General features: G+C 40.0%; 19 protein-coding genes. 14 read left to right on the plus strand and 5 right to left on the minus strand.

Translation table 11 applies throughout. The features are described 5' to 3' along the window. The first annotated feature begins 28 nt into the window (after positions 1–28). From pilQ to FTU80_RS16485, 14 genes are all read left to right on the plus strand, one after another. Positions 29–2,173 carry a type IV pilus secretin PilQ family protein gene (pilQ, locus tag FTU80_RS06520; RefSeq protein ID WP_180084636.1) on the plus strand — a complete coding sequence of 715 codons (2,145 nt, stop codon included), beginning with the start codon at positions 29–31 and terminating at the stop codon, positions 2,171–2,173. 36 nt (positions 2,174–2,209) lie between these two features. Then, positions 2,210–2,755 (plus strand): shikimate kinase AroK, encoded by a 546-nt coding sequence (gene aroK, locus FTU80_RS06525; RefSeq protein ID WP_180084557.1) that lies wholly within the window; start codon positions 2,210–2,212, stop codon positions 2,753–2,755. Between the two features lie 14 nt (positions 2,756–2,769). Then, positions 2,770–3,852 carry a 3-dehydroquinate synthase gene (gene aroB, locus FTU80_RS06530; protein WP_180084558.1) on the plus strand — a complete coding sequence of 361 codons (1,083 nt, stop codon included), beginning with the start codon at positions 2,770–2,772 and terminating at the stop codon, positions 3,850–3,852. Between the two features lie 7 nt (positions 3,853–3,859). After that, positions 3,860–4,699, plus strand: a complete 840-nt coding sequence (locus tag FTU80_RS06535) for a hypothetical protein (RefSeq protein ID WP_180084559.1) — start codon at positions 3,860–3,862, stop codon at positions 4,697–4,699. Between the two features lie 445 nt (positions 4,700–5,144). Continuing rightward, positions 5,145–9,620 (plus strand): glutamate synthase large subunit, encoded by a 4,476-nt coding sequence (gene gltB, locus FTU80_RS06540; RefSeq protein WP_180084637.1) that lies wholly within the window; start codon positions 5,145–5,147, stop codon positions 9,618–9,620. Positions 9,621–9,689: 69 nt separating this feature from the next. Next, positions 9,690–11,111, plus strand: coding sequence for an FAD-dependent oxidoreductase (locus FTU80_RS06545; protein WP_078189374.1), 1,422 nt, complete (start codon positions 9,690–9,692; stop codon positions 11,109–11,111). A 239-nt stretch (positions 11,112–11,350) separates the two neighbouring features. Further along, the gene (locus tag FTU80_RS06550) at positions 11,351–12,235 is read left to right on the plus strand and encodes a metal-dependent hydrolase (RefSeq protein WP_180084560.1); all 885 of its coding nucleotides are present in this window, start codon (positions 11,351–11,353) and stop codon (positions 12,233–12,235) included. Positions 12,236–12,396: 161 nt separating this feature from the next. Further along, entirely contained in the window at positions 12,397–12,987 is a 591-nt protein-coding gene (locus FTU80_RS06555) for a LemA family protein (RefSeq protein ID WP_180084561.1), read from the plus strand. 29 nt (positions 12,988–13,016) lie between these two features. Beyond that, positions 13,017–14,084, plus strand: a complete 1,068-nt coding sequence (locus FTU80_RS06560) for a TPM domain-containing protein (protein WP_180084562.1) — start codon at positions 13,017–13,019, stop codon at positions 14,082–14,084. Continuing rightward, positions 14,078–14,638: a TPM domain-containing protein gene (locus tag FTU80_RS06565; RefSeq protein ID WP_180084563.1), complete on the plus strand. Its 561-nt coding sequence runs from the start codon at positions 14,078–14,080 to the stop codon at positions 14,636–14,638. The genes FTU80_RS06560 and FTU80_RS06565 overlap by 7 nt, the downstream gene beginning before the upstream one ends. A 204-nt stretch (positions 14,639–14,842) precedes the next feature. Then, positions 14,843–15,184, plus strand: coding sequence for a prepilin-type N-terminal cleavage/methylation domain-containing protein (locus FTU80_RS16480; protein ID WP_180084564.1), 342 nt, complete (start codon positions 14,843–14,845; stop codon positions 15,182–15,184). A 59-nt stretch (positions 15,185–15,243) separates the two neighbouring features. Beyond that, the gene (locus FTU80_RS06575) at positions 15,244–16,887 is read left to right on the plus strand and encodes a PglL family O-oligosaccharyltransferase (RefSeq protein ID WP_180084565.1); all 1,644 of its coding nucleotides are present in this window, start codon (positions 15,244–15,246) and stop codon (positions 16,885–16,887) included. Continuing rightward, positions 16,887–17,606, plus strand: a complete 720-nt coding sequence (gene tfpZ, locus FTU80_RS06580) for a TfpX/TfpZ family type IV pilin accessory protein (protein WP_180084566.1) — start codon at positions 16,887–16,889, stop codon at positions 17,604–17,606. The genes FTU80_RS06575 and tfpZ overlap by 1 nt, the downstream gene beginning before the upstream one ends. Before the next feature lie 132 nt (positions 17,607–17,738). Continuing rightward, positions 17,739–18,086: a type IV pilin protein gene (locus tag FTU80_RS16485; RefSeq protein ID WP_180084567.1), complete on the plus strand. Its 348-nt coding sequence runs from the start codon at positions 17,739–17,741 to the stop codon at positions 18,084–18,086. Positions 18,087–18,133: 47 nt separating this feature from the next. On the opposite strand, the gene bfr is transcribed toward FTU80_RS16485, so the two are convergent. From bfr to rpoZ, 5 genes are all read right to left on the minus strand, one after another. Further along, positions 18,134–18,598 carry a bacterioferritin gene (gene bfr / locus FTU80_RS06590; RefSeq protein WP_180084568.1) on the minus strand — a complete coding sequence of 155 codons (465 nt, stop codon included), beginning with the start codon at positions 18,596–18,598 and terminating at the stop codon, positions 18,134–18,136. A 257-nt stretch (positions 18,599–18,855) separates the two neighbouring features. Then, positions 18,856–19,050: a bacterioferritin-associated ferredoxin gene (locus FTU80_RS06595; protein WP_078192519.1), complete on the minus strand. Its 195-nt coding sequence runs from the start codon at positions 19,048–19,050 to the stop codon at positions 18,856–18,858. Positions 19,051–19,267: 217 nt separating this feature from the next. Further along, complete coding sequence (locus FTU80_RS06600; RefSeq protein WP_180084569.1) at positions 19,268–19,651, minus strand: RidA family protein; 384 nt, start codon at positions 19,649–19,651, stop codon at positions 19,268–19,270. 56 nt (positions 19,652–19,707) lie between these two features. Continuing rightward, on the minus strand, positions 19,708–21,813 hold the full coding sequence (locus FTU80_RS06605) for a bifunctional (p)ppGpp synthetase/guanosine-3',5'-bis(diphosphate) 3'-pyrophosphohydrolase (RefSeq protein ID WP_180084570.1): 2,106 nt from the start codon (positions 21,811–21,813) through the stop codon (positions 19,708–19,710). A 218-nt stretch (positions 21,814–22,031) separates the two neighbouring features. Then, positions 22,032–22,313, minus strand: coding sequence for a DNA-directed RNA polymerase subunit omega (gene rpoZ / locus FTU80_RS06610; RefSeq protein ID WP_067762989.1), 282 nt, complete (start codon positions 22,311–22,313; stop codon positions 22,032–22,034). Between the last annotated feature and the right edge of the window lie 3 nt (positions 22,314–22,316).

Here is a 22,316-nt window from a genome sequence, read left to right on the forward strand (position 1 = left end):
AGATTTTATTTTTGGGGATGGCAATACAATGAATCATGTGTTTCGTCAGTTTTCGATGGGGGCTGTTGCAATGGCGATGATGCAAGTTGCCAATGCTCAGGTGAGTGTAACCAATGTGGTACCAATGCAAATTCCAGGTCAAGGGACTGAAATTCGCGTGATGTTTAATGGCTTGCCGCCGCAACCACAAGCTTATCAACTCGATCAACCATCACGATTGGTTTTAGACTTTGATAAAGCACAGCAAAATTTAAAACAAAGTTCAATTCCTGTTGCAACGGCTGAAGCGAGCACTGTGGATGTGAGTTCGGATGCACAACGTGCGCGCCTAACTGTGAATTTAGCCAATGCTGGCGCTTTTACCACGCGTGTTGAAGGTAATACCTTTATTTTAAAAATCAACTCTGCACAAGCTGTAAATTATGTACAGCCTGTAGCACAACGTCGGCAACAGGGCATCTCAAATATTGGTTTCCACCGTGGTTCTAATGGTGAAGGTCAAGTTGTTGTTGATTTACTGGGTGGAAATACTCCCGTTGATGTTCAACAGCAAGGCAGTAAAGTGGTGATCCGTACTTTAGGCAATAAAGTACCTGCACATTTGACTCGCCGTTTAAATGTCAATGATTTTGCAACACCTGTTGCAACGGTGGATGCACATAATGATGGCGGTAATGGTGTGATTACCATTCAGTCGACGGGCAGCTATGAATATATGGCGTACCAAACTGATAATAAATTAACGGTAAGTTTGAAACGTCCGGAAGATAAGAATCCATTACGTCCTAAAGCTGCCAATCATTATACCGGTAAGAAGATTTCATTAGACTTCCAAGATATTGAAGTACGTCGTGTGCTGCAACTTTTGGCTGATTTCACTGAAATCAATATGGTTGCGGCTGATACGGTTCAAGGAAATATTACACTTCGCTTAAAAGATGTACCTTGGGATCAAGCACTAGATATCGTGTTGAAAACCAAGAATTTGGACAAACGTCGTAATGGTAATGTGATTTGGATTGCGCCTGTGTCTGAGTTGATTAAAGCGGAAGAAGAAGAAGCGAAAGCGATTGCACAAAGTGTAAAGCTAGCTCCTCTTCAAACTGAATACATTCAACTCAGTTATGCTAAGGCAACAGACGTCGAAAAACTTATTACAGAAGGTCGGAATTCTAAAAATTCAAACTCAAGCTCAAGCTCAAACTCAAACTCAAACTCATCAAATAGTAATGATTATTCTGGTGAAAATGTCGGAAGTTTGCTTAGCCCACGTGGAACAGTTTCAACTGACCCCCGGACTAATACTTTAATAATTAATGATACCTCTACTAAAATTGATCAAATTCGTAAGATGATTGATCTTTTAGATGTATCGGTAAAACAAGTGATGGTAGAAGCACGTATTGTTAAAGCATCTACCGACTTTACTAAAGAGATGGGGGTTAAGTGGGGAATTTTATCTCAAGGAATTAACCAAAATGACCATTTGTTGGTCGGTGGAAGTGATACTACGCTTTGGGACTTAAAAACACCGGATGATGATGGTAAATATACTATTCAACGTCCAAGTAATTTAAACGTGGACCTTGGTGTAACGACAGCAGGAGCAAGCCGTATTGCCTTCGGCTTAATTAGTTTGTCTGACTTTATGTTGGATCTTGAATTATCAGCATTACAAGCTGATGGTTATGGTGAGGTGATTTCTACGCCAAAAGTACTGACTGCAGATAAGCAGCAAGCAAAAGTGGCTTCGGGACAAGAAATTCCATATCAAACCACAACGGGTACAGGTTCAAATGCAACTTCTTCTACCGAGTTTAAAGAAGCTTTATTAAGTTTGGATGTCACGCCTAGCATTACTCCAGATGGTAAAGTGCAAATGAAGCTGAATATCAAGAGCGACTCACCAGCAGGATATGCACAAAATGGCGAGATCATTCTGAATAAAAATGAGATTAATACTGATGTCCTAGTAAATAATGGTGAAACAGTTGTCTTAGGTGGGATATTTGAACAACAAAATACATTAAGCCAAACGAAAGTGCCATTTTTAGGGGATTTACCTTATGTTGGACGTTTATTCCGAAAAGATACGAAATCGGACAAAAAGACAGAACTTCTAATTTTTGTTACTCCGCGAATTGTTAATGACAGTGTTACCAGAAATCATTAATATATTTTCAATTTAACAAAAGAAATAGGTGACTCCTTGCCAAGCAAAGAGTTTGAAACCCTACCAAATATCTATTTGGTAGGGCCAATGGGGGCAGGAAAAACAACCGTAGGGCGACATTTAGCAGAATTGTTAGGACGTGAATTTCTAGACAGTGATCATGAAATTGAACGTAAAACAGGTGCGACCATTCCTTGGATTTTTGAAAAGGAAGGGGAAAAAGGCTTTAGAAGTCGTGAAACGAATGTCATTGATGAGTTAACTGCAAAGAAACAACTGGTCTTGGCGACTGGCGGTGGTGCTGTGACTCAGTCCCCAAATCGTGAATTTTTAAAACAACGTGGTATTGTTGTTTATCTATATACTCCGGTGGAAATTCAGTTACAACGAACCTACCGCGACAAAAATCGCCCACTTCTTCAAGTGGAAAATCCAGAGCAAAAGCTACGAGATTTATTGGCTGCCCGTGATCCTCTTTATCGTGAAGTCGCGCACTATATTATTGAAACCAATCAAGGTGCTGCGCGAGATCTTGCGCAAAAAATTTTTAATTTAATTGTTTCACAAAATATATCTCGTTAGAAAAGGTTAAATTCATGCAAACCTTACATGTTGAACTCGGTGATCGTCGCTACCCTATTTTTATTGGGAGTGGCCTTAATCCACAAACTTTACTTGAGCCTTATGTTCAGGGTAAACAAGTGATGATTGTCTCTAATACCACAGTGGCCCCGCTCTATTTAAAACATTATGTAGAAGCAATTGAGGCATTAGGGAAAACTGTTGCGACATGTATTTTGCCTGATGGTGAAAAGTATAAAAATTTAGACCATTTGAATTTAATTTTTGATGCCTTGCTCGAAGCAGGCTTTAACCGCGATTGTACGGTTTTGGCATTAGGTGGTGGTGTTATTGGAGATATGACCGGTTTTGCCTCTGCATGCTATCAACGCGGTGTGTATTTTATTCAAGTACCGACGACTTTGCTGTCTCAAGTGGATTCAAGTGTTGGTGGCAAAACAGGGATTAACCATCCACTAGGTAAAAACATGATTGGTGCCTTTCAGCAACCCCAAGTGGTCCTAGCGGATATGGCGCAATTAAAAACTTTGCCTGCGCGTGAACTTTCTGCAGGTTTGGCTGAAGTGATCAAATATGCGTTGTTGGGTGATGTTGAATTCTTAACTTGGCTTGAACAGCATATGGATGCTTTAGTTGCAGGCGATGCAACTTTGTTGGCTGAAGCGGTTTATCGTTCATGCGCTCATAAAGCGCGTATTGTGGCTAATGATGAAAAAGAACAAGGCGAACGTGCGTTATTAAACCTGGGTCATACCTTTGGGCATGCGATTGAATCGTACTTGGGATATGGTGAATGGTTACATGGTGAAGCCGTTGCAACTGGTATGGTGATGGCTGCAGATTTGTCCTATCGTATGGGCTGGATCACAGTTGAAGATTTAGAGCGTACAAAAAAAATCATTTTACGTGCACAATTACCGATAGTTTGCCCTAAAATTCCGCTAGAGGAATTTTTGGCGTATATGTCCCATGATAAAAAAGTATTGAATGGGCAATTACGACTTATTTTACTGAAATCATTAGGTCAGGCCATCATCACCAAAGAGTTTGATGTCGAATTAATGAAACAGGCAATTTTGGCAAATCAGGCAGAGTAGGTACATCATGGCAGCGCGGCAGTCTCAATGGCAAAAAGTTCATCACTACACATGGTTGGTGGGTGGAGCTGTGTGTCTGTTCGCTGCATTGGTTTTCTGGGCGATTACAGATACCAAAGAATTGGTTGAAGTTGAAAAGCAAGCGGAAACCGAAGTGGATTTGCAAATTCAGCCAGAGAAAGTGGCAGCAATGTCCCATCTTGGTGCATTAAATGAAGAAGTACGTCCGCTGGATATGACGACCCGTGTGGTTGCTACAGCTCAACATGAGCCAGAATTTCGCGGCACTAAATTTATCAAGGATTCTGCCAAGCTTTATGGTGTTGAATTATTTCGGGTTTCTGAAGAAGATATTTTAAAAAGCTTCTTACGCAAGCAGCCTGAGCGTCACAAATTTATTTATCTACGTCTTTCTGGTGAAGACCATCCTGAGCAATACGTCATTTTAACAGGACCATATTCGTCTCAAAATGATGCGAAAACTGCAATGTCGAGCCTCAATATTGCTTTGCCTGCATCAATTAAACCTAAGGTTGTGGAATTTAAACAATATCAAGCATATGTGAATGACTTAGGCGCGGAAGAAATGTCGTCGAGTCAAAAGTTATATGCTGTTAAATTAAAGTCTGTGCCTTTACCGAAAATTGATGAAGCTCAAATCGCAGCACGAAAAGCAGCGGCTGCAGCGACAGTAACAACTCCAGCTAATGCAACAACAAGTACTACGGTGACTCGCCGTGATGCTGAAGGGAATGTGATTGATGTGCAAAAATCACAAAGTAGTGTAGATGCACCACGTCCAAAACCTACACCGGTAGAGCAAGAAGTAACCGATCCATTCAATTAGTTCTAAAATAGCGCAAGATGTCTTAGAAAAAGTCTAAACTGCACAGAAAAAGTGCATAAAATTATAAAAGAACAATTTAAATTATTTGTTATAACCAAAAAATGTTTGTAATCAGCCATCTTAGGAGAAAACGCATCAAGTTGGCATGTAAATTGCTTAATTGGTGCGTAAATTGAACTTTTCTCCCTGTTTTGGCGCGAAAATGATTCGATAAAAGTGCGAAGTCATTAATCCAGTCGTTATCCCTGATCTGAACTGCAAAAGCAGAAAATTTGACTTTTATTCATGCATCTAAGATGAATTCGGTTTATCTTAAGGGTGTGAATAAGAAATAATTTTGCTCGACAGAACAATTCATGTGAGTAAGTTAAGACGAATCGCAACAAGAAATTAGTTTGTTAAGTGCTCGAAAGAGCTGTAAAGAAAAGAAGGGTACGCTATGCACATGCCATCGCCTAATACTGTAGCTCCCGCTCAAGGTTTATACCAACCGGATGAGTTTAAAGATAACTGTGGTTTCGGTTTAATCGCCCATATGCAGGGTGATGCAAGCCATGATCTCGTCAAAACCGCAATGCATAGTTTAAGTTGTATGACCCACCGTGGTGGTATTGCCGCAGATGGTAAAACCGGTGACGGCTGTGGTCTACTCCTTGCTATGCCCAAAGAATTTTTCCGTGAAGAAGCGAAAAAACTCAGTGACATTACATTGAGTGAAATCTTTGCTGTGGGTACGGTATTTCTAAACCTAGACCCTGCATTAGCCGCACATGCAAAACAAATTTTAACCAAAGAAATCGAAGACGAAGGTTGTAAAGTCATCGCTTGGCGTGTTGTGCCAACCAATAACGATGCGTTGGGTTCAATCGCGATGCAGTCATTGCCTGCATTTGAACAAATTATCGTGAATTGCCCAATGGGTGTTTCAGAGGTTGAATTCAACCGTAAGTTGGTGATGGCACGTCGTCGTGCAGAACAACAGCTGACTGCTGACCCATACTTCTATGTAACCACTTTATGCTCAACTGTGATCAGCTATAAAGGTTTGATGATGCCAGCAGCCATTGCTGATTTTTATACCGATCTTGCTGATGAGCGTTTAAAGTCACACATTGTTGTATTCCATCAGCGTTTCTCAACCAATACCTTACCGCGTTGGCCTTTGGCACAGCCGTTCCGTTACTTGGCGCACAATGGTGAAATTAACACCATTACTGCTAACCGTAACTGGGCAATGGCACGTACACCAAAATTTGAAAACCCATTATTGCCGGGTTTAACTGAGCTGAATCCAATTGTAAACCGTACAGGTTCGGATTCTTCAAGCTTAGATAATATGCTGGAAATCCTTGTTGGTGGCGGTATGGACTTGTTCCGTGCGCTACGTATGTTGGTTCCGCCAGCTTGGCAAAACGTTGAAACTTTAGATGCGGACTTACGTGCATTCTACGAATTCAACTCGAAGCATATGGAAGCATGGGATGGTCCAGCAGGTCTGGTAATTCAAGATGGTCGTCATGCGATTTGTATGCTTGACCGTAATGGTTTACGTCCAGCACGTTGGGTAATTACCAAAAATGGTTACATCACATTGGCATCAGAAATTGGTGTTTGGGGTTATGAACCAGAAGACGTTGTGTCTAAAGGCCGTGTCGGTCCGGGTCAAATCTTGGTGATTGATACCTTTACCGGCAAAATGCTCGATACTCAAGATGTGAGTAATCACCTCAAACGTATGCGTCCGTACCGTCAGTGGTTACGTGAAAACTCAGTACGTGTACAAGGCAGTCCAGAGCTAGAAGAATATTTATGTGATCAAGGCTTAAAAGGTGATGACCTGAAAGCTTCACAAAAAATGTTCATGGTGACATTTGAAGAACGTGACCAATTGCTTCGTCCAATCGCTGAAAGTGGTCAGGAAGCCGTGGGCTCAATGGGTGATGATACGCCAATGGCAGTATTGTCTCGTCAGGTGCGCCATGTGTCTGACTACTTCCGTCAGCAGTTCGCTCAGGTTACGAATCCGCCAATCGATCCATTACGTGAATCGATCGTAATGTCGTTAGAGACATGCCTCGGCCGTGAACAAAATGTATTTGAACAAGGTCCAGAGCATGCAGATCGTCTGATTATTTCAAGCCCTGTATTGTCAAATTCGAAAATGCATCAAATTCGTACCCTTGGTCGTAAAGGTTATGAAATTGCAGACATCGACCTGAACTATGCAGAAGATGAAGGCTTAGAAGCTGCTATCGCGCGTATTTGTGAAGAGTCTGCTCAAGCGATTCGTGATGGCAAAACGCTATTAGTATTGTCAGATAAGAAAATTCGTCAAGGCTTCTTACCTGCAAATGCATTAATGGCAACTGGTGCGGTTCACCATTATTTAATCAATGTGGGTCTTCGTACCGATGCTAACATTATTGTCGAAACTGGTTTAGCACGTGATGCACACCAGTTTGCGGTGATTCTTGGTTTCGGTGCGACAGCGATCTATCCTTACCTTGCATATGACGTGATTAATGACTTGATCGCGAAAGGCGAATTGTTGGGTGACCCAATTCATGTGCAAGCGAACTTCCGTAAAGGTATTGAGAAAGGCTTATTGAAAGTCCTTTCTAAGATGGGTATTTCTACTGTTGCTTCTTACCGTGGCGGTCAGTTGTTTGAAGCGGTCGGCCTCTCTGATGAAGTGGTTGCAAAATGCTTTACTGGTGTACCGAGCCGTATTAAAGGTGCAACATTCTCTGATCTAGAAAATGACTTGAAAAAATTGGCAGATTTGGCGTGGAAATCACGTAAACCAATTGATCAAGGCGGTATGCTGAAATTTGTATTCGGTAAGGAATATCACGCATTTAACCCAGATGTGATCAATGCACTGCATAAATCTGTGCGTTCTGGTAATTATGCGGACTTTAAAGAATACGCAGAGCTAGTGAATAACCGTCCAATCGCGACGATTCGTGACTTATTCAAGCTGAAAACAGATCAATCGATTGCACTCGATCAAGTTGAATCCGTAGAAGAGATTCTGCCGCGTTTTGACTCTGCAGGTATGTCTTTAGGTGCATTATCACCTGAAGCGCACGAAGCTATTGCAATCGCTATGAATACCATTGGTGGTCGCTCGAACTCAGGTGAGGGCGGCGAAGACCCAGCGCGTTACGGCACTATTCGTAACTCGAAAATCAAACAAATTGCATCTGGCCGTTTTGGTGTGACCCCTGCATATCTAACTTCTGCAGAAGTCCTTCAAATTAAAGTGGCACAAGGTGCAAAACCAGGTGAAGGTGGTCAGTTGCCGGGCGGTAAAGTGAATGGCTTAATTGCACGTTTACGTTACTCAGTACCGGGTGTGACATTAATTTCTCCGCCACCGCATCACGACATCTACTCAATCGAAGATTTATCACAGTTAATTTTCGATTTAAAACAGGTTAACCCACAGGCGATGGTGTCCGTTAAGCTGGTTTCTGAGCCGGGTGTCGGTACGATTGCGGCAGGTGTAGCAAAAGCATACGCAGACTTCATTACCATTTCTGGTTATGACGGCGGTACAGCGGCTTCTCCACTTTCTTCAATTCACCATGCAGGTTCTCCATGGGAGCTTGGCCTATCTGAGGCACATCAAGCCCTTCGTGTGAATGACCTACGTGGCAAAGTCCGTGTACAAACTGATGGTGGCTTGAAAACAGGTCTAGACGTTGTGAAAGCAGCGATTCTTGGGGCAGAAAGTTTCGGTTTCGGTTCTACACCAATGATCGCATTGGGTTGTAAATACCTACGTATTTGCCACTTAAACAACTGTGCGACCGGTGTTGCAACACAACAAGATCATTTACGTCAGGAACACTATATCGGTGAGCCTGAAATGCTGATCAACTTCTTCCACTTTATTGCGGAAGAAACACGTGAATGGTTAGCAGCGCTAGGCGTTGCAAGTCTGAAAGATTTGATTGGCCGTACAGATTTACTGGAAATGCTTCCGGGTGAAACTGAAAAACATGCACACCTTGATTTGAGCGCATTGCTCCAATCGCATCCTGCGGCTGAAGGCAAAGCACAGTACTGTGAAGTACAAGGTAATGCACCATTCGATAAAGGTTTATTGGCTGAGAAAATGGTAGCTGAAATGCTGCCAGCGATTGAAGCAGGCACAGGCGGTGAATATAGCTTCACTATCGGTAACTGTGACCGTTCAATTGGCGCGCGTATTTCGGGTGAGATTGCAAAACGTTATGGCAACCTCAGTATGGAAGCGCACCCTGTTAAAGTTAAATTAACAGGGACTGCAGGTCAGTCATTGGGTGTTTGGAACGCCGGCGGTTTACACATCAGCCTAGAGGGTGATGCGAATGACTACGTGGGTAAAGGTATGGCTGGTGGTCGTATCTCGATCTTCCCACCGAAAGGTTCACCATTCCAAACGCAAAATACTGCAATCATTGGTAACACCTGTTTATATGGTGCAACAGGCGGTAAATTGTTTGCTGCAGGTACAGCAGGCGAGCGTTTTGCAGTACGTAACTCAGGTGCGTTTGCTGTGATTGAAGGTGCAGGCGACCACTGCTGTGAATACATGACAGGTGGTATCGTGACTGTATTGGGTAAAGTGGGTCATAACTTTGGTGCGGGTATGACAGGCGGTTTCGCTTATGTGCTTGACCTCGACAATGACTTTGTTGACCATTACAACCACGAACTGATTGAATTGAACCGTATCTCTACAGAATCGATGGAAGAACACAAAGAGTTCTTGTGCCGTATCTTAGATGAACATATTAAAGAAACAGGTAGTGCTTGGGCGTATAAGATCCGCAACGAGTTTGACTTCTATAGCCGCAAATTCTGGCTTGTGAAACCAAAAGCTGCTAATTTGCAGACTTTGTTGAAAACAACTCAAGCTGATCCACAATAATTCCACTACTGCAGATTTGATAGGCAGGTGTAAGTCAAAACATGCTTACACCTACCCACGGAGAGAGACATGGCAGAGCGCCTAAATAATGACTTTCAGTTCCTGGATGTAGCACGCCAAGATCCAGAGAAAAAAGATCTAGTTGTCCGCAAAGCAGAATTTGTGGAAATCTATAAACCGTTTACAGCTGAAGTTGCAAAAAACCAAACACACCGCTGCTTAGGTTGCGGTAACCCGTATTGTGAATGGAAATGTCCAGTACATAATTACATTCCAAACTGGTTAAAATTGATTGCAGAAGGTCGCATTTTCCAAGCAGCAGAATTGTGTCATCAAACCAACACCTTGCCTGAAGTTTGTGGTCGTGTGTGCCCGCAAGACCGTTTATGTGAAGGCGCATGTACGCTAAATGACGGCTTTGGTGCAGTCACCATTGGTAATGCTGAAAAATACATTAACGATACAGCCTTTGCATTGGGCTGGCGCCCAGATATGTCACACGTTAAGTGGACAGACAAAAAAGTTGCGATTATTGGTGCAGGTCCTGCTGGCCTTGGCTGTGCAGATATTCTTGTACGTAATGGTGTGAAGCCAGTCGTATTTGACAAGCGTCCTGAAATTGGTGGTTTGCTGACATTTGGTATTCCAGAATTCAAAATGGAAAAAGACGTAATGAAACGTCGCCGTGAGATTTTCTCGGGCATGGGTGTTGAATTCCGTCTAAATACCGAAATTGGTACAGATGTGACGATAGATCAGCTATTGGCTGATTACGACGCTGTATTCATGGGTATGGGAACCTATACCTACATGAAGGGCGGTTTCGCGGGTGAAGACCTTGTTGGTGTGCATGATGCACTGGATTTCTTGATTGCCAATGTGAACCGTACGCAAGGTTGGGAAAAAGATCCATCTGAATACATCAGCATGGAAGGCAAAAAAGTGATTGTTCTGGGTGGTGGTGATACCGCGATGGACTGTAACCGTACCTCGATCCGCCAAGGTGCCGAATCCGTTGTTTGTGCCTACCGTCGTGACGAAGAAAACATGCCGGGTTCACGTCGTGAAGTGAAAAATGCACGTGAAGAAGGTGTGGATTTCCAATTTAATCGTCAGCCGATTGAAATTGTGGGTGAAAATGGCAAAGTGACGGGTGTTAAAGTTGTGACTACACAGCTTGGCGCACCTGATAGTCGCGGTCGTCGTAGCCCTGAACCAGTTCCGGGTTCAGAAGAAATTTTACCAGCAGATGCAGTATTGCTAGCCTTTGGTTTCCGTACCAGCCCCGCAGATTGGTTTACTACATCAAACATCAGTATGGATGGTTCAGGCCGCGTCATTGCTGCTGAACAGCAAGAATTTAAGTTCCAAACATCGAATCCGAAAATTTTCGCCGGCGGTGATATGGTCCGTGGATCTGACCTTGTGGTAACCGCAATCTGGGAAGGTCGCCAAGCTGCAGAAGGTATTCTTGACTACTTAGATGTTTAAGTCATGACATGCCAGTGATTGAACTGGATTTATTCAAAAAACTCGCTTCGGCGGGTTTTTATTTTTTGGAATTTACCTCAAATGACAAGTAAATGGATTTTGCAGATAAATACGCTGAAAAGTTGTCAGACAGCGCTTTAGAATGGTGAATTATGCAAATGTGCTAGCACATTTTGCCATGTGTGAAAGAGCTTAGGAATTACATACTGCGATCATGATCTAAATCTTAGGAAGCGACCATGACGCAAGTGACGACACAAAAAGCATATTTAAATCGTCCTAAAGCCATAGGCATTACGGTACGTCGAGCACAATTCAATCCTAAAGCGATTCGCCGGCATTATTTTGCCAACTCACCGGTGATGTCTCATTTGTTGACGGCATTGTCATCGACCTTTCCCATTGGTGAGCAATTCTTTGTGCATAGCGTGCGCAATGTACGCGATCAAGTCAGTGATGAAAAATTACAAGCTGAGATCGCAGCATTCATTGGGCAAGAAGCGATGCATTCCAAAGCCCATGCTGAATTTAACGATGCTTGGCGCAGTGAAACCTATAATTTAGATCGTTTCCAAGCATGGCTGGCACGTAAAGACAGCTATGTAAAAAACTTACATCCAAAAATACAGTTGGCAATTACCTGTGCATTTGAACACTTTACCGCTTTACTTGGCGGCTATATTTTAAGACATCCTGAAGTACTGAGTACTTTAGATGATGATGCAGTGAAACTTTGGGTTTGGCATGCGATTGAAGAAATTGAGCATCGCGCAGTGGCATTTGATGTATATCAACATGTCTATGGAGATGACAAAATACGCCGCATGATTATGCGCAGTGTGACCACAGGTTTTGCTAGTCTCACGTTTTATTCTGCAACTAAGCTATTTATGCAGGATAAGAAAAAAAGTTTACCGAAGATTGGCGGAAATATTTTCGGGGCGTATTTATTGGCAAAAATGTTTATTCAATTGACGCCAGAATATTTGTCATATTACAAAGCAGAATTCCATCCGAGCGAAATTGATTACAGTCAGATCGTGAAATATTGGAAAGAACGCCTTGCTGATGAATATCAAATGGAAAGTTTTCAGACTGAAATCACACCGCAATTGTATAGTTAATTCAATATGATAAAAAAGCCCGAGTTGTGGGCTTTTTTTAATGCTAAATATTTTTCGAGTAGATCAGTTTAATCACAAAGAAAATACATAATTCATTCGAAAAATAAGGTTAGAATGAATTTATTTAAACAATTACAAATAAATACTTGAGGTTAAGGGTTATGAGTTCAATGAAAAAAAGCATGCTCGCAATCGCATTAGTCAGTACATTGACCCTCAGTGGTTGTGGCTATAACACATTACAAGTCAAAGACGAGGCCGTTACAGCAGCATGGTCTGAGGTGCAAAACCAATATCAACGCCGTGCAGATTTGGTACCTAATCTTGTCAATGTCGTGAAAGGCTACGCGAAACATGAGGAACAAGTACTGACTGAAGTGACTCAAGCACGTGCCAATGTTGCAGGCTTAAAAGTGGATAAGGAAGTTTTGGAAGATCCAGCACTGTTCCAAAAATATCAAGAAGCTCAAGCGCAGATGACCAGCGCACTTTCTCGTTTAATTGCAGTCTCGGAAAATTATCCAGACTTAAAAGCCAATGAGCAATTCCGTGATTTACAGGTACAGCTTGAAGGCACTGAAAACAGGATCGCTGTCGCACGTAATCGCTACATTACTACGGTACAAGACTTTAATGGCTATGCACGCCAGTTCCCGCAAGTGATGACAGCTAAAGTCATTGGTATGGATACCAAGCCTAACTTTAGTGCAGAGCAAAGTGCACAAACTGCACCGAAAGTTGATTTTAATTAATTGGCATCACTGCATTGTGAGGTGGGCTGATGGTGGATTTTGAGCTAAAACATACAGGTTTGTTGTGGTTGCAGCGCATGGTTTTAGCATGCTTATTGTGTGTGGTGGGTTTCACACATGCAGAAACTGCCACCGCTACAGATGTAGATGCTGAAACAGTTGTTGTCGGTAAAATATTAAAAGATCAGCAGTCAGCTACACAAAAAGAAACAACAGCACAGCCTGAAATCAAAATTCAGCAGCCGGATATCGCCAATGATATGGCAGATGGCGAGTCGATTCGTGGCTTGCCGACGCTAAATGAACCGGTAGTTGATCAGGCAAATTTACTTTCGGCTGCTGAAAAGCAAGCCATTAGTCAGAAAATTCTACAGTTGCACGAACAAGGTAAGGCACAAATTGGTGTCGTGATTGTGCCAACCACAGGTCAAGAAGATATTTTTGATTACGCCATGCGTGTTGCAGAAAAATGGCAACTCGGTTCAGCAAAACATGACAATGGGATATTGATGGCGATTGCTGTGAATGATCACAGAATTCAAATCCTGACGGGTTATGGGCTGGAAGGAATCATGCCCGATATCATCGTTAGTCGCATTATTCGAAATCAAATCACACCATATTTTAAGCAAGCTCAGTATGCTCAAGGCATTGATGCTGGCTTAACAGAAATAACCCATATTTTAAATCAAGATCCTGAAGTTGCCGCTCAAGCAGCCCAAGAGCTGAAAGAACGTCAGGAACAAGCCTTACACGAGCAGCAAGCCAAAGAGAAAACTTTTACGACAGTACTCATCATTTTGGTGATAGGTATATTTGCGTCTTTTATTGTGGGTAAGCGCTTAAGTGCGTCAACTGCTGCTGTTGCAGGTACCGTTGCGGGTTTGATCAATGGTGCAGGTCTACTCACCAGTCTGTTGATGGGTGGAGCAATTTTCTTTTTACTGATTACGGCTATTGCTCAAACCATTTTTCAAATGTTTCTTGCGGGTGGTGGGGGCGGTGGAGGTCGTAGCGGAGGTGGTGGCTTTGGTGGCGGAGGCTATAGCGGAGGCGGTGGTGGCTTTGGCGGTGGGGGAGCATCAGGTTCATGGTAACGAAAACAGAAACAACAGAAATTGTCACCTGTCCTAAAACACAGGAAATACAACAACCAAGTTTTAAACGCTGGTTGAAGCACTTCTTTTATATGCCTGCAGCAAACCGGTTTTTTAATAAGCAAGATCAGCAGGCCATTGCTCAGGCGGTGACAGAAGCTGAACATGGACATGTAGGTGAAATACAGGTGGTGATCGAAGGGCATATTCCTTCGAACCAAGCCTATTATCAAAATACCCGCGCACGTGCTGAACAGCTCTTTGCTGAACTCGGTGTGTGGGATACAGAATTTAATAGTGGTGTTTTGCTTTATTTAAACTTGTGTGAACGCCAGGTTGAAATTGTCATTGATCGTGGGATGAGGCAGGCGACCGATGCTCAAGTGTGGCAGGCTATTTGCGCGCGAATTATCCAACACATGCAAAATAAACAATACCGTATAGCTTTGACGGCAGGTGTAAAAGAAATTGGTGATGTGATGGATCACTTTTACGCAGGGAAGTCTGTAGATAAAGCTAATGAAATCGAAAATGAGCCCATTATTTTGCGCTAAAAAACGGTGATAAAGTGACACAAATCGTCACTTTTAAACACAAAAAGAGACGTAATGATTACAAAAAATAAAAATATTTTTTTAAAGTGCTGTTTTTTCTGTTATTTTCACTATAATAAATCTTGGCACGCTCTGTGCTATTTATAAAACAAGCTATATAGCTTTATTAAATAATTAAATTAAAAAACATTTGTGGAGAATGTTATGAAATCAGTTCAAAAGGGTTTTACTCTTATCGAATTAATGATCGTTGTTGCAATTATCGGTATTCTTGCTGCGATTGCGATTCCTGCGTACCAAAACTATACACGTAACTCATCAGACAAAGCATGTTTAGGTGAAACAAAAGCATATGCAAACGTAGCATTGGCTCAATTCCTTGATCCAAATGGTGCGGGTTCAATTCCTGCACCAACAGCAAGCGCGTGTTCAAACATTACTACGCCAACAGCTATTACTACTGATGTTGTAGGCACAATTAAAAATGGTAACAATACAACTGTTACTTGTGACCTTGAAAACGGCGCAACTTGTACTCTTTCTTAAGAACGTATAAGTAAAAAAACCATCCTCTTATGAGGGTGGTTTTTTTTGGATAAGCGTAAATGGATAAAAACCTAATAAAAAATACTATGTTGCTATTGTCTGCTATCATGTTGGCTTTAGCATGGTTAAATACGAGTTACTTTCAACCATGGGTAACTTTTATTAGTGATTATTGTGCTTTTACTTCATTATTTTTTTTTATTGTAGTAATTGTTTTTTTTAAAGAAAATACAAAAATTGAAATCCCCTATATAAATTTATTTTTAATCTTTATTATATTAATTCCAATTATCCAATATCAGTTCGGAATAATTATTTATTGGAGTACTGCTTTTTTATCAAGTAGTTATTTAATAGGATTTTTCCTATCAATTATATTTGGTTATAATTATTACAAAAAAGATCCGGGTATTTTAAATAAAATTATATTTCTATTTGTGATTTGTGCAATTTTTCAATCTCTAATTTCAATTGTTCAATGGTTGGGGTTAAGTGCAGATATTTCCTGGATAATTGAAAGAAATAGTTCGAGAATGTATGGTAATTTTGCACAACCAAATCATTTGGCTAGCTTTTTACTTGCTGCGTTAGTTGGATTGCTATATCTTCGTGAAAAAGAAAATATAGGTTGGCTTATTACTAATACTCTCTCTTTCATATTTATATTTTCTTTGGTTTTGACACAATCTAGAACTAGCTTAATAACGTTTTTATTTATAACACTATATATTATTTTTTATAGTAAATATTTCGATAATATAAGAATAAAGTCAATATTTTACATGAATTTAATTTTTTGGTTTTTAACTTTTTTTACTCAAGAATTGAATGTTAGATTAAATGAATCTGTAGGTCTAAATATAATAATTAAATCAAGTATGCAACAAAGAATTACCACTGGGTATGATCGTATAGACATGTGGAAAAATTATTTAAGTTATATATATGATCAACCATGGTTTGGATATGGTTGGGGGCAAGTACAATTATCACAGTATTACCACATTAACAGCATGAAGGTCTGGTATACAAGTTCACATAATATAATTTTAGACATACTGCTGTGGAATGGTATTGTTGTTGGCTTATTAATTGTAATTTTTACATTTATTTTTATGGTTAAAATTTTTATACACCTACCTAGATGTGAATTATTATTAATATATTTAATGGTTTTTGTGTTTTTTATTCATGCTTTTTTTGAATTTCCTTTGGATTATGCATATTTTTTACTACCTGTAGGGATTTTAATTGGTATTTTACAAGCTGTATCAAATAAAGGTGTGCATGTAATAACTGTTAGATTGTCATATTTTTACTTTGTAATTTTTCTATATGTTTTTTTAATGGTGAGAATATGGTGGGAATACGGGTGGATAGTACAAGAAAATCATCGGGCAGTAAATGCGGGATTAAGTGGGGATAAGTATTATAGTGTGCCTCAAAAAGTATACTTCCTAGATCAGTTGGAGGCTGAGTTAAAACTCATTGCTATACCGAAAACTAGAAAGCTAACTGACGATGAAATTTTTCAACTAGAGAAAGTTGTAGCTATGAAGCCGACATTTTTTAACCTATTAAAGTTCTCTCAAATATTGATTTCAAATGATAAAATTGAAATTTTGAATAATGTATTACATAAGCTAAATATTTTATATGGTTTTAAGATTGAAAAATCGAAAATTTTGGAATTGAAAATATAATGTTAGATTTTATAAAAATGAATAGGTTTACTTTTTTTATTATTCACTTTTTGATTTCTTGCTGCGTTGCACTAGTGGCTAGTTATTTCGTATTTTTTATTTGGTATCCATATCCATTGTATAGAGCTTTAGGTGTGGTAGATATCGCTGTTATTGTTTTTGCAATTGATGTGATTTTAGGGCCAATTTTGGGCTTTATAATATATGATAAAACGAAGGCTTCTTTAAAATTTGATATATTTGTAATTATTTTAATCCAATTTTCTGCTTTTATATATGGCTTGTATACGTTAAACCAAGCGAGACCTTTATACCTAGTGTTTGCAGGATATAACTTTGAAACAGTTAGAAAAAATGAGTTGATAGATGGTGGAGATACGGTGGATTTTTTTTCAGCAATATTCCAAAAACCAGAATTTGTTAGCTTAAATAGCAATTATTATGAATCAAGAAAAAATTTATTAATTTCTAAAACTAATTTAAGAGATACATCTTTTTATACTCCTTTTTATTTAAAAAATGGAACTGAACATAGTGTCTTAGTGGGTATTCCTTTGCTCAATCGTTTCAACTCAGAAAAAAGTGTTCAATCGGTTGTTCAAAAATATCCGAATGCAGATAGCTGGGTTCCATTAAGAGCTAATAATCTAGATATGGTTGTACTATTTAGTAAAGAAGAAAGAAAATTAATAGCTGCTGTTGATTTGCGACCATGGTAAATTACAAAATATGTTAAGTTGTGACAATTTTTATTTCAATAAATATAAAAATACTTAATAAACATAAACTTATATTTTGGTATGTTTTTTGCTAATACCTCGTATAGTGTGATTAATTTTGAGAGTTGCGCAATGAAATCTGGTTTTACCTTGGTAGAGTTAATGGTGGTTGTCGCAATAATTGGGATTTTATTTGCTATTGCTTTGCCTCTATATCAAGAACAATCTTCTATTGCATCTACACGTGCATGTATGCAAGAAGCAAAAGCCTATAGTAATTCTGTCGCATATAACTTATTTGATCAAGATGATACAACATTACCTTTAGCACCTGTTATTCGTTCTTGTGAAACGATTACTGATGCTAGCAGTTGGACAATCGATTCTATGAATATAATTAACGCAAAACCAAAGTATCCGAGTGAAGAGACAATAGAATGTGACCTACCTAATGGTGTTCCCTGTCGTGTAAAGCTTTAAGAAAACTTTAATATAAAAAACCCGCATCCGCGGGTTTTTTATTAAGTTTAAATCTGACTTTGAATATAATTTTCTATACCCACAGAATCAACAAGGTCTAGCTGTGTCGTAGTCCAATCCAACCATTCTTCTTCTTTCTCTAAAATTTCTTGAGCCAGATCTCGAGTGACATAATCTAACTGTTCTTCTGCTAGTTTAACTGCAGTTTGAATGGCTTCAATGTTCTCTTTGACTTTACGTACATCACAATTTAAGACTTCAACGGTATGCTGACCGATATAGAGTTTACCGAGGTGCTGTAAATTTGGTAAACCTTCTAAAAACAAAATTCGCTCAATAATTTTATCAGCATGCTTCATTTGACGGATTGATTCTTTATATTCCGCAGAGCCCAGTTGCTCAATGCCCCAATCGTTAAACATCCGTGAATGAAGAAAATATTGGTTAATTGCAGTTAAATGATGATAAAGCACCTGATTTAACTGATTAATTACATCACGATTGCCTTTCATGTCTGACTCCTTAACTGCAATAAAGCTCGAACTAAGCAATATAAATTCGATATTAGAATAGAAATATCTTAAACAACAAAGTGTAATTTAGCGAGTGTTTTATAGAACAGCAAATGAAAATCACAATCAAAACAAGGCGCTAATTTTCAGGGTTTTAATAAATAAAAACCCGCTTAGAGTCAGAAGCGGGGGAGGAGGAATGGTCTGAGACCATTGGTTTTATAATTATGATTGTTGAGGAAATTTAAAAGCTTGGTTTATGCAGCAATTGCGATACGGGCTGCAATTTGCGCAACTTCATCACTGATGATCATACGTGCTTCAGGAGCGCAGCGACCACAACAGGTGCCTAAATCGAGCATATCGCGAACTTCACGATAGCTTTCTGCGCCATTGGCAATTGCATCTTTAATGTCTTGATCAGTAATACCACGGCACAAACAAACGTACATGAAATCAAACCAAGTGAATAAATGGGATAAGTAATATTATTGATAATTATTATCGTTTGTCAATAAAAATCATTTAAAAATGCTTTTAAGGTGATTGAGTTTTTGAATAAAAAATGTCATTTAAGTGGAAATCTGAGTAATGCTCAGATTTCCATGTGAGGCTTTTGTTCTTTTGGGATGTGATATTTCGTGAAGGGCTTAAGCGATGTTTACTAACTTATTGATTAATAATCACCACGCCATCCATTTCAACCAATGCACCTTTTGGTAGACTTGCTACACCCAATGCTGCGCGTGCTGGGTAAGGTTGAGCAAAGTATTCTCCCATAATTTGGTTGACCAATTGGAAGTTAGAAAGGTCAGTGAGGAAAATATTCAGCTTAGCGATATCTGCTAGCGTACCACCTGCAGCTTCACATACCGCTTTTAAGTTGTCGAATACACGGCGAATTTGAGCTTCAATGCCTTCTACCAGCTCCATGCTATATGGATCTAAGCCAATTTGACCTGATAAATACAAAGTGTCACGCACTAAAATGGCTTGTGAGTAAGTACCAATTGCAGCGGGTGCATTTTCAGTATGGATTACCTGGCGGGACATCTATTTCTCCTATTATCATCACAGACACATCACATATAATTATGCGTTGTGTCAGGTTAGCTGGCAACTTTCGCAGGCTCAGCAATGGCAACAGCTTGTGCCAAACGACTGATGCGTGGGAAGCCAAAATGCATTCTTAAATTACGGATAATTTCGGCAATTTGTTTACGGTTGTGTACAACAATATTCACATAGGTTTTTTCTTCATGTGAGCGGACAGTTTCTACACCGACTTTTTCTTTACGGCATAGATAGATCAGCTCTGAAATTTGTTCATCATTTAACAGCATGTTTAAGCATAAATAGGCTGTAAAACTAATGTCTTCACTGTCTTCTGTAGTCCAGTGTAAAGGCATGATATTTTCAGGATGTAAATGTTGTTCATGCAATAAATTATGACAACGTGAACGGTGCACAATCAAACCACGACGTGATAAATGCCCTTGTATTGGATCACCTAAAACAGGGTTACAGCAGTGCGCATATTTAACGTCGACACCATCAGTGCCCAAGATTAAGCGTGCAGAGTTTGAAGTCTGAATGGTATCTTGAGCATATAAATGATTGGCAACCAATTGAGGTAGTAAGTCCCCCACGGCAATCTGTTCAAATAATTGTTCTTTATCATTTAAATGACGCCAATTCAGCACATTTTCCCAATCCGCTAATGTCAAATCACTTACAGAACGGTTAAAGAGTTTTAATGCGCGATTTAAAGCTTGCTGACCAACTAAACGTTGTTCATCTTGGTCTTGGTCACGGAGGATATTTTGTAATGCGCGGCGGGCTTTTTGGGTATTAATAAAGCTTAGCCAGTCAGGGTTTGGTGTTGCAAGAACATCAGTAATAATTTCAATCACTTGACCACTCAGTAATGGTGTTGAAAGGGGCTTGGTTTCCCCATCAATTTTCGCACCAACGGCATGGTTGCCCAAAAATAAGCTTGCTGAATAAGCGAAATCAACCGCTGTGGCACCCTGAGGGAGTTCATGCAAATGACCATGTGGGGTATAAACCCAAATTTTCTCTTGATGTAGATAATCGAGTAATTCACTAAATGTGGTCTTGGCACATGCGCCATCGACTAACACGTTTAAATTTTGCATGGAGGCTTGGATCGCTGAGCGACAAGCTTGTGGTGCATTTTCACCGAGAACCACACCAAAGCGCGCCGCTTTACGCATCAACTCCGTTTGGATGGTCAGAGACAAAATAGTCTTTTCGCCTTTTAAGCGCATCATCAGTGACTGGTTGCCACCGGGTAACGGGCGACGGATATGATCGGCGTAATTTAGAACTTTAAAGCTTTCTTTGAGGATATCAGCAAGTCGGTCACAGTCTGCAATGCTTTGTAAAATAATTTCAAAGGCATGACTATGGGTAAGCTCTTGCAGATCGATATCGTTTTTTACAAAGTGACGAAGTAATTCAATATTATTATTCTTCTTTTTAATTCGACCTGAAATATGGTGTTGTTCTAGTAAGGCGGTGAGGTTATTTTCCCACTTGGTTTGGTATTCGCAGCGTTTCGGTTTGGTTTGTAATAAAGCTTCTTGAACATTGTTATACATATCTAAGTCGAGATTTTGATAACACAAATGTTCAAGGTTGTCGGCCATTTCATTCATACCGACAAGGCGTGCCATAGGCACAAAAATTTCAAAGGTTTCTTGGGCAATACGAGCACGCTTATCGGGGCGTAAAGCACCTAGTGTGGTCATATTATGATAGCGATCTGCTAGTTTAATAATAATGACACGTGGGTCTTGTAGTGTGGCTTGCAGAATTTTACGGAAGGATGCGGCTTTATTATATTCTTTATCACTAGAGTGGCTGAGTTTGGTGACGCCATCGACGAGTTCAGCAACGGTCAGACCAAATTTTTCAGTAATATCTTGTTTGGTAAATTCAGTATCTTCGATGACATCATGTAGTAAAGCAGCCATTAAAGTTTCCGCATCAAGACGCATATGCGCCAAAATACAGCTCACCGCAATTGGGTGAAGGATGTAGGGTTCGCCACTTTTACGTGTAATGCCATCATGGGCAATATCCGCATAGTCGCAAGCTTCAAGCACGCGTTCGACATCACTTACTGAAAGGTAAGCGTCGATAATCACATTTAACTGTTGCTTGGCTTGGCTGACCATTGGGCCTGGCATAGAACACCCTTTTACTACTAATTTACAAATGAAACGGTTAATACTTTAATGAAATGCATATCGCATGACTTGTCAATTTTTTAGTTTAAAAAAATGAAAATCTTTTTTGCTTGCTTTGCACTTCTTAAGCTTATGTTATAACTGTTCTGAGTAAAATATTAAAGAGAATCCATAAAAAAAGCCTAGTTAAAAACTAGGCTTTTAAGGTCAGGTTTATCTTATTGGAAAGAAAAACCGTCTAAGTTTAGGTTATTTGCAGAAAGTGCAAGGTCTAAACTTGAAGTTTGGTAGTCTTGTTCACGTTGTTTCAAAATGTCTTTAGAAACGTGACCCGCTGCGATTTCACGAAGAGCAACAACGGTTGGTTTGTCATTGTCCCACTCAACAGTAGGTTCGATACCTTGACGTGCCAATTGACGCGCGCGTTTGCTTGCCACTAGTACAAGCTCAAAGCGGTTGTCTACATGGTCTAAACAATCTTCAACGGTTACGCGTGCCATAAG

The sequence above is a fragment of the Acinetobacter sp. YH12145 genome (assembly GCF_013418335.1).
GTDB classification, from domain to species: domain Bacteria; phylum Pseudomonadota; class Gammaproteobacteria; order Pseudomonadales; family Moraxellaceae; genus Acinetobacter; species Acinetobacter amyesii.